This window comes from Streptomyces sp. Z26, assembly GCF_003665095.1.
Lineage (GTDB): Bacteria > Actinomycetota > Actinomycetes > Streptomycetales > Streptomycetaceae > Streptomyces > Streptomyces phytohabitans.
Genome location: NZ_RCHV01000002.1, coordinates 6,189,516 through 6,201,941 on the forward strand (window position 1 = coordinate 6,189,516; position 12,426 = coordinate 6,201,941).

Genomic DNA, 12,426 nt, shown 5'->3' on the forward strand with positions numbered 1-12,426 from the left:
GCTCGGCGCCACGAGCCCGCCCCCGCGACCCGTGCCGTGCCGTGCCGTGCCGTGCCCGAGGCGACGTCCGCCCGGTTCAGCGCGTACGGCCCCGGGGCTTCAGCGGCGTGGCGGGCATCGTGGGGGCCGGGAGCGGGGGGCCGTCGTAGCCGTGGACCGTGCCGAACGCGCCGGTGCCCGACATCCAGTCGTCGCGGGCGCGGGTGATGTCCTCCGTGCTGCGGCCGATGAAGTTCCACCACATGACGAGCTTCTCCTCGAACGGTTCGCCGCCGAGCAGCAGCAGTTCGCTGTCCCGGTCCGCGCGCAGCGGCAACTCGCGCCGCCCGCAGCCGAGATAGAGCATCGAGCCGCTGTCCAGCGGTACGCCGTCGACCTCGCTGCGGCCGGACATCGTCAGCACCGCGTACTCGAAGTCCGGGTCCACCGGCAGCCGTACGTCCGTGCCGCCCGCGAGGGACACGTCCGCGCCGACCAGCGGGGAGTACGTACGGCCGGGGGAGCGGGCGCCGTCCAGTTCGCCGAGGATGACGGTCGCGCGGAACCCCGGGTGCCGGGCCCCCGTGGCGGACCCGACCTCGGGGAGCGCCGCGTGGTGCTCGAACGCCGGGTCGGTGTGCCGGTGCGCGTCCGGCAGCGCCACCCACAGCTGGGCGCCGTGCAGCAGGCGGGCGTGTTCGCGCGGCGACTCCTCGGAGTGCGCGATGGCCCGCCCGGAGGTCATCAGGCCCAGTTCGCGCGGCCGTACGGTCTGGAGCGAGCCGAGGCTGTCGCGGTGCAGGACCTCGCCGTCGTGCAGCCAACTGACCGTCTGGAGCCCGATGTGCGGGTGCGGCGGCACCTGCATGCCCGTCTCGCCCGCGATGTCGTCCGGCCCGTAGTGGTCGACGAAGCACCACGCGCCGACCATCCTGCGGCCCAGATTGGGCAGCAGCCGCCGGACGACGGTCGACTCGCCGAGCGGCATGCTGCGCGGCTCCAGCAGCTCCCGTACCGGGCGCGCGGCGACGTCCTCGCGTCCGCCGCACTCGCTGCCCGCCGGTCGCGTGTCGAGATTGCTCACGTCGGCTCCGCCTTCCGCGCCGTTCCCCGCACGGGCCTCCGCCGTGCCGTCCCGGCCATCATCCCCCGCCGGAGCCCGTACCCGGGCACCGGCGGGGGACCCGGCGTCAGATCAGGCCCTGCGCCAGCATGGCCTCGGCGACCAGCTCGAAGCCCGCGATGTTCGCGCCGACGACGTAGTTGCCCGGCGCCCCGTAGCGCGCCGCCGTCTCGTGGGACGTGTCGTGGATGTGCCGCATGATCTCCGCGAGCCGCTCCTCGGTGTGGGCGAACGTCCACGAGTCGCGGGACGCGTTCTGCTGCATCTCCAGGGCGCTGGTCGCCACCCCGCCCGCGTTGGCGGCCTTGCCCGGGGCGAACGCGACGCCCGCCTCCTGGAAGACGCGGACGGCCTCCGGGGTGGTGGGCATGTTCGCGCCCTCGGCCACGGCCTGCACGCCGTTGCGTACGAGGACGGCGGCGTCCTCGGCGGTCAGCTCGTTCTGGGTGGCGCAGGGCAGCGCCACGTCGCACGGCACCTCCCAGGGGCCGCGTCCGGCGACGAAGTGGGCGTCGCGGCCGCGCCGTTCCGCGTAGTCCGCGACGCGCCCGCGGCCGGTCTCCTTGATCTCCTTGAGGAGGTCCAGGTCGATGCCCTTCTCGTCGACGACGTAGCCGCCGGAGTCGGAGCAGGCCACGACGGTCGCGCCGAGCTGCTGCGCCTTCTCGGTGGCGTACAGGGCGACGTTCCCGGAGCCGGAGACGACGACGCGGCGCCGGTCCAGGTCCTGGCCCCGGACGCGCAGCATCTCGTCGGTGAACATCACGCAGCCGTAGCCGGTGGCCTCCGTACGGGCCTGGGCGCCGCCCCAGCCGACGCCCTTGCCGGTGAGGACGCCGGACTCGTAACGGTTGGTGATGCGCTTGTACTGGCCGAAGAGGTAGCCGATCTCCCGCCCGCCGACGCCGATGTCGCCCGCGGGCACGTCGGTGTACTCGCCGAGGTGCCGGTGCAGCTCCGTCATGAACGACTGGCAGAAGCGCATCACCTCCGCGTCCGAGCGGCCCTTGGGGTCGAAGTCGCTGCCGCCCTTGCCGCCGCCGATGGGCATGCCCGTCAGGGCGTTCTTGAAGATCTGCTCGAAGCCGAGGAACTTCACGATGCCGAGGTTCACCGACGGGTGGAAGCGCAGGCCGCCCTTGTACGGGCCGAGGGAGCTGTTGAACTCCACGCGGAAGCCGCGGTTGACGTGGATGCCGCCCGCGTCGTCGGACCACGGCACGCGGAAGATGAGCTGCCGCTCGGGCTCGCAGACCCGCTCGACGATGCGGGCGTCGACCAGTTCGGGACGCTTCGTCAGTACGGGGCCCAGGGTTTCGAGGACCTCCCGTACGGCCTGGTGGAACTCCGTCTCGCCGACGTTGCGCCGCAGGATCTCCTGGTAGAGCGGTTCGATCAGCCGTGCGCCCGCGTCGTCGTCCCGCGTGTGCGGCGTGAGTGGTGTCGACATGTGTGGAAGCCCTCCCCGTGGGGGTGCTGTGGGCGTCGCCCCGCAGGTCCACGGGGTCAGGGCCAGAGCTTAGGCCGTGCGTCGCGGCCTGGCTCCCCGTCCGCCGCGCTCCGGCCCGCCCCGGCTCCGCACGTCCCGCGTGCCGGGGGCTCCGCACTCCGGCCGTCACGCGCGGTGGCGGTCCGGCCGCGTACGGCGCGTGCGCGCTCGGTACGGTGTGTGCGCGGCGCCCGGTGCGGTCCGGGCGGGAGAGGGGACGCGTCATGGACGACGGCGACAGCGGGCGGCGGCAGCGCCCGGCGGAGATCGACAACACCGTGCCGCACTCCGCCCGGATCTGGAACTACTGGCTGGGCGGCAAGGACAACTACCGCGTCGACCAGGAGGCGGGCGACAGGTTCGCCGAGACGTTCCCCGGCATCATCGACGCGGCACGCGGCTCCCGGCACTTCCTCGGCCGCGCCGTACGGCACCTAGCGGGGGAGGAGGGCATCCGGCAGTTCCTGGACGTCGGCACCGGGCTGCCCACCGTCGACAACACGCACGAGATCGCGCAGCGCGTCGCGCCCGACGCCCGCGTCGTGTACGTCGACAACGACCCGCTGGTCCTCTCGCACGCCCGCGCGCTGCTCACCAGCACCCCCGAGGGCGTCACCGACTACGTGGACGCGGACCTGCGCGACCCGGGCACCCTCCTCGAAGCGGCCGCCCGCACCCTGGACTTCGACCGGCCGGTGGCGTTGATGCTGCTCGGCGTCCTGGGGCACGTGCCCGACGACGCGCTGGCCGGGTCGCTCGTGGGCAGCCTGCTGGACGCGCTGCCGCCGGGCAGCTTCCTGACACTCAGTGACGGTACGGACGTCAGCGCCGCCCGCCGGAACGCGCACGACCGCTACAACAGCAGCGGCGCCGCCCCGTACCACCTGCGCAGCCCGCAGGGCGTCGAGGCGCTGTTCGGCGGCCTGGAGCTGCTCGAACCGGGCGTGGTGCCGGTGACGGAGTGGCGGCCCGACCCGTCGCCGTTCGAGCCGGTGCCGGTGACCACGTACGGCGCGGTGGCGCGCAAGCGCTGACGCGCGCCCGGGGCGGGGCAGGCCGGGGCGGCTCAGCCGGAGAACAGCTGCGACGCCTTCTGCGCCAGCTCGTACAGGCCGTAAGCCAGCGGGAGCCCGACCCACAGCCAGGCGAACGCGGTCAGTGCGGTGCGGTCGGTGCCGCTGTCGTGGTCGCTCACCGGGGGTCCTTCCGTGTGTCGTACGCGTCCCCGGGCGCGGTCGGCGCCCCGTCCGCCCCGTCCGTGGCGCCCTCGGCGTCCGCCGTGTCACCCGTGCCGCCGCCCGCGCGCTCCGGCTCGTGGTGGCGCGGGTCCACGGGCCGGATCAGCTCGTTGGCGACGAAGCCCACGGCGAGCAGCCCGATCATGATGCCCAGCGACAGCCCGTACAGCCCCGGCCCGCTGCGCCCCGCCTCCTCCTGCGAGTCGGCCACGCGGTTGACGATCAGCGGCCCGAGCACGCCCGCCGTCGACCAGGCGGTGAGGAGCCGCCCGTGGATGGCGCCGACCTGGTACGTGCCGAACAGGTCCTTGAGGTACGCCGGTACGGTCGCGAAGCCGCCGCCGTAGAACGACAGGATGACCAGCGCGCAGACGACGAACAACGGCTTGGACGAGTCACCGAGCCGCGCGATCACGAGGTACATCAGGGCGCCCGCGCCGAGGTACACGCGGTACATGTTCTTGCGCCCGATGACGTCCGAGGTGGAGGACCACAGCAGGCGGCCCGCCATGTTGGCGAGCGACAGCAGCGCCACGAAGCCCGCCGCCGCGGAGGCGGTCACCGGGGTGTCCGTACCGGCGAAGAAGTCCGTGATCATCGGCGCGGCCTTCTCCAGGATGCCGATGCCGGCGGTCACGTTCATGCACAGCACGACCCACAGGCACCAGAACTGCGGCGTGCGCACCGCGTTGCGCGCCGACACCTGCGCCGTCGTGACCAGCGCGCGCGGCGCGGCCGCCGGTGGCCCGGCCGGTGGCCGCCAGCCCTCGGGCGGTACGCGCACCAGCAGCACGCCGAGGGTCATGAACACCGCGTACGTCAGCCCGTGCACGAGGAACGCCGTCGCGATGCCGTCGCTGTCCGAGCCGAACGAGTCCAGCATCCGCGCCGACCAGGGCGACGCGATGAGCGCGCCGCCGCCGAAGCCCATGATGGCGATCCCGGTGGCCATGCCGGGCCGGTCGGGGAACCACTTGATCAGCGTCGACACGGGAGAGATGTAGCCGATGCCGAGCCCGATGCCGCCGACGAAGCCGTAGCCGAGGACGACGAGCCAGTACTGCCGGGTGGCCGCGCCGAGCGCCGCGATCAGGAAGCCGGTGGAGAAGCAGGCCAGGGACACGGCCATGGCCCAGCGCGGTCCGCGCCGCTCCACGAGGGTGCCGCCGAACGCCGCCGACAGCCCCAGCATCACGATCGCCAGCTGGAACGGGAGCGCGCTCTGCGTACCGGACAGGTCGAGGGCGGACTCCAGCGGCGGCTTGAACACGCTCCACGCGTACGCCTGCCCGATGGAGAGGTGCACGGAGAGCGCGGCGGGCGGCACCAGCCAGCGGCTCCAGCCGGGCGGCGCGACACTGCGCGAGCGGTCGAGAATCCCTGGCGTCATGTTCACGCACCCTAGGCGATGTCCAGTCGGGCGGGCCCACGGGAGTGGGTGGAGCGTCGCCGGCCCGCCACGCGGCGCCCCACGCGCCTCCCGCGTCCCCCGTCCGACCGCCGCCGGTCACCCCTGGTGCACGGCGTCGGTGTACGACGTGGTGACCGTCGGGGTGCTCAGCACCGCGTCGAACGCCTCCGCGACGGGCGTACGCAGCACCCCGCTCTGCGTACGGATGCCGTCCAGCCCCTCCGGCGGACCCGGCCGCAGGTCGGTCAGGGTGAGGGCGCCGCCGAGGCCCGCCTCCGTCAGCGCCGCCTCGACGCTGCCGGGGGCGGGCTCGTCCAGGCGTGCCTCGGCGACGGCGAAGCCCGCCGGGTGGTCGGGGTCCGGATACATCTCGGGCACGTGCCCGGCGGTGTGCGTGAGGGCGATCGCCCGGTAGTCGTCACCGAGGGCGCGGTGCAGGTGGTGGCCCATCGGCAGGCCGGTCAGCGTGTCGTCGAAGCGGACGGGCGTCTTCTGCGCGTGGTTGTTGTGCGCGGCCAGCACGAACCGCGCGCCGGGCTCCGCCCGGTCCAGGTGCCAGCGCAGCGACTCGGCCATGTACACCTCCCGTACGGACGTGTCTCCCGGTTCGCCGCGGCCCGCGAAGAGGTCCCGCATCGCGCCGAACATGTAGTCGGTGTGCGTGGCCGCCTCCAGATGCCGCAGCGCCACGTCGTACGCCGCCCGGCCGCCCCGGTCCACGTACAGCGGCTCCAGGCCGCGCAGCCGTAGCAGCAGCCGCGCCAACGAGGCGGTCAGCGCGTCCTGTTCGGCCGCCGCCAGCCGGTCCCAGCGGGGCGCGGCCACCGCGCCGGAGCTGCCGGTGACGCGGTCCGCGACGGCGAGCGCGGCGTCGACGCGGGCGACGGCGCCCGGGTCGACGGTCCGCAGGTAGTCCGCCAGCGGTTCCAGCACGGGGCGCAACTCCCCGGCCGCCGTGGGGAGATCGACGCCGACGAAGCGCAGCGGGTGGCCGCTCGCGCGGTTGTGGCGGCGGAGCCAGCGCAGGAGGTCGCCGTTGGCCCCGGAGTACGCGGTGCCGCCGATCGCCTCCAGCCCGGCGTCACCGGGCCCGTCGTCCTCACCGCGCAGCCACCGGTCCAGCGGGAACGCCTCCGCGAACCCGAACTCGAAGGCGAGGACGGTGAATCCGCAGCGTTCCGCGAGGAAACGCAGCACCCGCCGCCGGGCGTGCGTGAACTCCCGTACGAAATGGGCGCCTTCACCGACCGCGACGACGCGCGCGTCGCCCACGAGGGCGCGCAGCGGTTCGAGGTCGTCGAGGGGCGCGTCGGGGTCGAGGCCGTCCAGGGTGACGGCGTGGTCGCGGAACCAGGCGGCCAGCCGGGCGTGTTCGGGCGTGGGGGAGGGGTGCGGGGTGTGCTCAGGCATGGGTGCGCGCTCGCTTCTCGTACGGAGCCAAGTGAGGAGGGCCGGACACGGCCGGGAGGGGCGGGGGCACGGGGGCTTCACGGCCCGGGCACGGGGCCGTGCCTCGCACGGCCGGGGAGTCGTCACTCCGGCCGTCGTCCGTGCCTCACCGCCGCGAAGCGCTCAGCGGAAGAGGGTGCCTGGTGCCATGCGGCGAGCGTAGCACCGCCCGCCGCCCCGCAAACCGGCCTGGCCTGCGGGTACGTGGGGCGTGGCCGGGGTGACCCGCGTGGCCGGGGACGCGTCGGGGCGGCGGGCGGTGCTCAGGGGCGTACGTCCTTGATGTCGGTGAAGTCCTCGAAGTCGAAACCCGGGGCGACCACGCAGGTCACCAGGACCGGTTCCGTGCCCGCCGGTTCGGCGGCCTGCCAGGCGCCGGCCGGTACGAGCGACTGCGGCCGCTCGCCCGCCGCCACGTCGCCGCCGAGGAGCGTGGCCCCGCTGGCGTCCCCGGCGCCCTCCTCGTCCGGGAGGTCGCCCGTACCGCCGAGGCGCAGGCGCAGCGGGCCGCCCAGGTGCCACAGCCACAGTTCGTCGGAGCGCACCCGGTGCCACCGGGAGGACTCGCCGGGGTGCAGCAGGAAGTAGATGCCGGTGGCGTACGGGCGCGGCCCCGGGTAGCCCTCCGGCACCGCGCTCCCGCCGGTGCGCCACGTCTCGCGGAACCAGCCGCCCTCGACGTGCGGTCGCAGGTCCAGCCGTCGTACCAGCTCAGAGATCTCCGCCATGCGGTCCATCCTGGCCCAGCCCGGGCCCCGCCCGCCAACGGGGGCCCCGGGCCGGGTGGCGTCAGGGTCCGGTGTCGGGAGCGTCGAGTTCGGCCAGCGCCCCGTCGAGGACGCGGCGCACCTCCAGCGCGTCCCTCCCGAGCGCCTGCACCAGGACCGCGGGTCCGGCGAGCGGCGTCAGCGCCGCGTGGTCCCCGAGCAGCCGGGCCACCGGCGGGGTTGCGGTGAACTCCGGCCGTACCACGAGCAGTTGCCCCAGCGCGCGGTGCCCACCGAGCACGGCGGGCCCGTCCCAACCGCCGGGAGCGCCGGGTCCGCACGTCAACTCCTGCTCCAGCAGCACCTGTTCGCCCACCCGCAGCCGCAGTCCGCTCGTCAGCCGCCCCGGGGCGGCGTCGCCCGTACGGCCGAGCACCTGCTCCTCCCGCAGCACCAGCCGCGCTCCGGGCGCCACGTCGGCGCGGGTGGCGACGGCCAGGTCGCTCCCCGCGCCGACGATCAACTGCTCCGGCAGCCAGCGCAGTTCGGCGCCCGCGTCCGCGGTGAGCCGCACGTCGTACCGTGCCGCCTCGCCGGACTGGCCGGGCAGCGCGAGCGTCGCGGCGGCGCTGCCGAGGCCCAGCCGGGCGCCGGGGCGCGCGTGCGCCCGTACCGTCAGGCGGTCGCCGCCGAGCGGACCGCCCATGGCGCCCACCAGCAGGGCGCGCGCCCAACCGCCGTCCGCCCGCACCCGCCGCAGGGCCAGCGGGCCCTCGCCCGTCAGCACGGGCAGGGCGGTGCCCCCGCGCCCGTCGGGTGCGGCGGTGACGCGGGCGGTGGCGCGCACGCCCGACGGCGCGCCGCGGCCCGCCTCCGCGGTGCCGGGAGCGGTCACGGGTGGGCGACCCACGCGGCCCGCCGCGCGCCGACCCAGGCGGCGACCTCCCGCACCCCGTCGGGCGCCCGCAGCGACTGGAGGACGACGGGGAGTCCGCCGCGCCGCAGGCGGGCGTCCGCGGCCATCCGGGCGAGGTCGGCGCCGACGTACGGGGCGAGGTCCGTCTTGTTCACCACGAGCAGGTCCGCCGTGGTGATGCCGGGGCCTCCCTTGCGCGGGACGTCGTCGCCGCCCGCGACGTCGATCACGAAGATCTGGGCGTCCACGAGGCCGCGGGAGAACGTGGCGGTGAGGTTGTCCCCGCCGGACTCGACGAGGACGAGGTCGAGCGGGCCGTTCGCGTCCTCCAGGTCCTCGACGGCCTCCAGGTTGGCGGAGATGTCGTCGCGGATGGCGGTGTGCGGGCAGGCGCCGGTCTCGACGGCGCTGATCCGCTCGGGTGCCAGGACGCCCTCCCGCAGCAGGAACTCGGCGTCCTCGCGGGTGTAGATGTCGTTGGTGACGACGGCCAGGGACAGCTCGTCGCGGAGCGCCCCGCACAGCGCCGCCACGGTCGCCGTCTTCCCCGACCCGACGGGTCCGCCGAGGCCCACGCGCAGCGCGCGGCGCGTGCCGTCCGGCCGTACGGGCGGGTGTCCGCCACCGGAAGCGGCGCCGTGGTGCCCGTGCGGCTCGGTGTCGTGGTGGAGATGCATGGTGGGCCTCCTCGGGCCGTGCGGGTGGGCGGGGCGGACGGGGGTTCCGGGCGGGGCGGCGCCGCTCAGGACGCGAAGAGGCGCACCGGCCAGCCGGCGTGGGCCTCCGCGCCGATCTCCAGGAGGGGCGCGGACGCGGCGGGCAGGGCGCCGGTACCCGACTCCGGTACGCGCAGCGCGGCCCGTACGGCCTCCGCGCCGGTCCGGTCGACGGCGGGCGCGACCGCCGCGAGCACGCGGGTGGCGTCGCACGGGTCCAGGCCGAGCAGCCGCACGGCCGCCGACGCCGGGCCGCTGACGCTCTCGTACGCGGCGCAGTGCGCGGCGTCCGCGCCGTCGAGGCCCGCGGCGCGCACCACCGCACCGAGGACGACGGGCTGGTGGGCGCCGCGGGGAAAGGCGCTGGCGAGCGCGTCCAGCTCCGGGTGCGGCCAGGTGGCGCGGGCCGTGCGCAGCAGCTGCCGTCCGAGCCGCCGGGCCGTCGCGCGCAGCGCGGGGGAGGGCGTACGGGCGTCGGCGGCGCGGTCCAGGGCGACCGGGTCGGTGCCGAGGGCGGCCGCCGCCGCGAGCGCGGCCGCGACCAGGCCCGCGGTGTGCAACCGGCCCCGGCAGAACGCCTCCAGGGTCGCGCCGTCCACGACGCGGCGGGCGGCGACGGCCTCCTCGACGCCGCCGGAGTGGGCGTGCCCGCCAGCGGGGAAGCGGCCGTCGGCCAGGACGAGCAGCGCCGCACGCGGGGCCGCGGGCACCGGCCCCGGGGGCGGCCCGGGGTCGTACGCGGATGTGGTGGCGGCCATCAGAACAGGAAGTAGCGCTGGGCGAGGGGGAGTTCGGACACCGGGTCGGGCTCGACGAGCGCTCCGTCGATGGTGACGGCGAAGCTGTCGGGCGCCACCTCGACGTGCGGCAGGGCGTCGTTCTCCCGCATGTCCGCCTTGCCGAGGCCGCGTGTGGAGCGCGTCGCCACGAGGCGTCTGCCCAGTCCGAGCCGCTCCGGCAGCCGATCCTCCAGTGCGGCCGGTGCGACGAAGCCCAGCGACACGGCGGCCGGTGCCCTCCCGTACCCGCCGAACATCCGCCGGGCCAGCACCGGTTGGGGCGTCGGTACGGAGGCGTTCGCGTCGCCCAGGTGCGCGTGGGCGATCTGGCCGCCCTTCAGCACGGCGTACGGTTTCACGCCGAAGAACGCCGGCTCCCACAGCACCAGGTCGGCCAGCTTGCCCGGCTCCACGGAACCGATCTCGTGGTCGACGCCCTGCGCGACGGCCGGGTTGAGGGTGTACTTCGCGACGTACCGCCGTACGCGGTGGTTGTCGGCGCGCGTGTCGCCGGGCAGGGGACCGCGCCGCCGCTTCATCACGTGCGCGGTCTGCCAGGTCCGCAGGACCACCTCGCCCACCCGGCCCATGGCCTGGGAATCGGAGGACATCATCGAGATGGCCCCGAGGTCGTGCAGCACGTCCTCGGCGGCGATGGTCGTCGGCCGGATGCGGGACTCGGCGAACGCCAGGTCCTCCGGCACGGCCGGGTTCAGGTGGTGGCAGACCATCAGCATGTCGAGGTGCTCCTCGACGGTGTTGACGGTGTGCGGCCGGGTCGGGTTCGTGGAACCGGGCAGCACGTTCGGCATCGACACGGCCGTGATCATGTCCGGCGCGTGCCCGCCGCCCGCCCCCTCGACGTGGAAGGCGTGCAGCGTACGGCCGCCGACCGCGGCGAAGGTGTCCGCGACGAAACCGGCCTCGTTCAACGTGTCCGTGTGCACGGACAGCTGTGCGCCGGTCTCCTCGCACACGTCGAGGCACGCGTCGATCACGGCCGGGGTGGCGCCCCAGTCCTCGTGGATCTTGAACCCCAGCGCTCCCGCGCGGAGTTGGGCGTGCAGGGACGCGGCGGACATGGTGCTGCCCTTGCCGAGGAACCCGATGTTCACCGGGCTGGACTCCATCGCGTCGAACATCCGGGCGAGATGCCAGGCGCCGGGTGTCACGGTCGTCGCCCTGCTGCCCTCGGCGGGTCCCGTACCGCCGCCGATCATCGTGGTGACGCCCGAGGCGAGCGCCTCCTCGACGAGCCCCGGGGAGATGAAGTGGACGTGCGCGTCGACGGCGCCCGCGGTGAGGATCCTGCCGTTGCCCGCGACGATCTCGGTCTCCGGTCCGATGACGAGGTCGGGATGCACCCCGTCCATGGTGTCCGGGTTGCCCGCCTTGCCGAGCGCGGTGATCCGGCCGTCCAGGATGCCCACGTCGGCCTTGACCACTCCCCAGTGGTCGATCACGACGGCGCCGGTGACCACGGTGTCGGGCGCGCCCTCCGCGCGGGTGGTCCGCGACTGGCCCATGGACTCGCGGACCACCTTGCCGCCGCCGAACACCGCCTCGTCGCCGGCGCGTCCGGGCCCGCCGCAGCGGTCCTCCTCGATCTCGACCAGCAGGTCGGTGTCCGAGCCGCACCCGGTCGCCCGTGGTGGGGCCGTACAGGTCGGCGTACGCGGCGCGCGGCAGCTCAGCCATCGAGCGCGCCCCCCGTCGCGCCGCGCAGCCCGGGCACCGTGCGCAGACCGGCGAGGGGCACCAGCTCCACCTCGGCGGGGACACCCGGCTCGAACCGTACGGCCGTGCCGGCCGCGACGTTCAGCCGCAGGCCGCGGGCGGCGGCGCGGTCGAAGTCGAGTCCCGGGTTGGCCTCGGCGAAGTGGTAGTGGGAGCCGACCTGCACGGGACGGTCGGCGGTGTTGCGGACGGTGAGCCTGACCACGGGGCGGCCCTCGTTGAGGACGACGGGCGACTCCGCGTGCAGGATCTCGCCGGGGACCGGGGGAGTCGTGCGACCGTTCACGTCCCTCCTCACACGATCGGGTCGTGGACGGTGACGAGCTTGGTGCCGTCGGAGAAGGTGGCCTCGACCTGGACGTCGCGGACCATCTCCGGGATGCCGTGCATGACGTCGTCGCGGGTGAGGACCGACCGTCCCGAGGCCATCAGCTCGGTGACGGTGCGGCCGTCGCGGGCGCCCTCCAGGAGGTGGGCGGTGATGAGCGCGACCGCCTCGGGGTGGTTCAGCCGCAGGCCCCGCGCCCGGCGCCGGGCGGCGACGTCGGCCGCCACGTGGATGAGCAGGCGTTCCTGTTCGTGCGGTGTCAGTTGCACGGCTCCACCTCTCGGTCCTCTCCGTCCCGGCGCGCGCCGTCGTCCCCGTACACGGACCGGACGGGTCCCGGCGACGGGCTCGGCCTCCCGTCGCGCGGCGGGGGGCCGAGCGATGCCGGTGAACGCTACGGGCGTGGCGTTTCCGGCGGATTTCCCCGCCGTGAACCGCGGGTGCGCCGCGTACGGGAGGGGGCGCCGCCACCCGGCGGGCGCCGCCGACCATCCGTACCGGCAGCGGCGCGCCCCGCGGCGGAGGCGCGCCGACGGCCGTACGGAGCGCCGGGA

The 12,426-nt window shown here is 75.1% G+C and carries 12 protein-coding genes and 1 pseudogene; 1 reads left to right on the top strand and 12 read right to left on the bottom strand.

What is annotated here, in order from left to right; genetic code table 11:
- Positions 1 to 76: 76 nt before the first annotated feature.
- Together D7M15_RS26810 and gdhA are read right to left on the bottom strand one after the other, a co-directional pair.
- Positions 77 to 1,063 carry a pirin family protein gene (locus D7M15_RS26810; protein WP_121519844.1) on the bottom strand — a complete coding sequence of 329 codons (987 nt, stop codon included), beginning with the start codon at positions 1,061 to 1,063 and terminating at the stop codon, positions 77 to 79.
- Positions 1,064 to 1,169: 106 nt separating this feature from the next.
- Positions 1,170 to 2,552, bottom strand: a complete 1,383-nt coding sequence (gdhA, locus tag D7M15_RS26815; protein WP_121519845.1) for an NADP-specific glutamate dehydrogenase — start codon at positions 2,550 to 2,552, stop codon at positions 1,170 to 1,172.
- A 263-nt stretch (positions 2,553 to 2,815) separates the two neighbouring features.
- Between gdhA and D7M15_RS26820 the strand changes: the two genes are divergently transcribed.
- The gene (locus D7M15_RS26820; RefSeq protein WP_121519846.1) at positions 2,816 to 3,625 is read left to right on the top strand and encodes an SAM-dependent methyltransferase; all 810 of its coding nucleotides are present in this window, start codon (positions 2,816 to 2,818) and stop codon (positions 3,623 to 3,625) included.
- A gap of 32 nt (positions 3,626 to 3,657) precedes the next feature.
- On the opposite strand, the gene D7M15_RS29465 is transcribed toward D7M15_RS26820, so the two are convergent.
- From D7M15_RS29465 to D7M15_RS26865, 10 genes and pseudogenes are all read right to left on the bottom strand, one after another.
- Positions 3,658 to 3,786, bottom strand: a complete 129-nt coding sequence (locus D7M15_RS29465) for a hypothetical protein (protein WP_276314478.1) — start codon at positions 3,784 to 3,786, stop codon at positions 3,658 to 3,660.
- On the bottom strand, positions 3,783 to 5,219 hold the full coding sequence (locus D7M15_RS26825) for an OFA family MFS transporter (protein ID WP_121521488.1): 1,437 nt from the start codon (positions 5,217 to 5,219) through the stop codon (positions 3,783 to 3,785). The genes D7M15_RS29465 and D7M15_RS26825 overlap by 4 nt, the downstream gene beginning before the upstream one ends.
- Before the next feature lie 117 nt (positions 5,220 to 5,336).
- Positions 5,337 to 6,650 (bottom strand): erythromycin esterase family protein, encoded by a 1,314-nt coding sequence (locus D7M15_RS26830; protein WP_121519847.1) that lies wholly within the window; start codon positions 6,648 to 6,650, stop codon positions 5,337 to 5,339.
- 302 nt (positions 6,651 to 6,952) lie between these two features.
- Complete coding sequence (locus D7M15_RS26835; protein ID WP_121519848.1) at positions 6,953 to 7,417, bottom strand: cupin domain-containing protein; 465 nt, start codon at positions 7,415 to 7,417, stop codon at positions 6,953 to 6,955.
- Between the two features lie 61 nt (positions 7,418 to 7,478).
- Positions 7,479 to 8,291 (bottom strand): urease accessory protein UreD, encoded by an 813-nt coding sequence (locus D7M15_RS26840; protein WP_121519849.1) that lies wholly within the window; start codon positions 8,289 to 8,291, stop codon positions 7,479 to 7,481.
- A complete protein-coding gene (gene ureG / locus D7M15_RS26845; RefSeq protein ID WP_121519850.1) occupies positions 8,288 to 8,989 on the bottom strand; it encodes an urease accessory protein UreG in 702 nt (233 codons plus the stop codon). The genes D7M15_RS26840 and ureG overlap by 4 nt, the downstream gene beginning before the upstream one ends.
- Before the next feature lie 65 nt (positions 8,990 to 9,054).
- Positions 9,055 to 9,786, bottom strand: coding sequence for an urease accessory UreF family protein (locus D7M15_RS26850; RefSeq protein ID WP_121519851.1), 732 nt, complete (start codon positions 9,784 to 9,786; stop codon positions 9,055 to 9,057).
- Positions 9,786 to 11,505: pseudogene (locus tag D7M15_RS26855) on the bottom strand (urease subunit alpha). Before D7M15_RS26855 ends, D7M15_RS26850 begins: the two are co-directional and overlap by 1 nt.
- Positions 11,498 to 11,830, bottom strand: coding sequence for an urease subunit beta (locus D7M15_RS26860; protein WP_121519852.1), 333 nt, complete (start codon positions 11,828 to 11,830; stop codon positions 11,498 to 11,500). Before D7M15_RS26860 ends, D7M15_RS26855 begins: the two are co-directional and overlap by 8 nt.
- Positions 11,831 to 11,838: 8 nt before the next feature.
- On the bottom strand, positions 11,839 to 12,141 hold the full coding sequence (locus D7M15_RS26865; RefSeq protein WP_121519853.1) for an urease subunit gamma: 303 nt from the start codon (positions 12,139 to 12,141) through the stop codon (positions 11,839 to 11,841).
- Between the last annotated feature and the right edge of the window lie 285 nt (positions 12,142 to 12,426).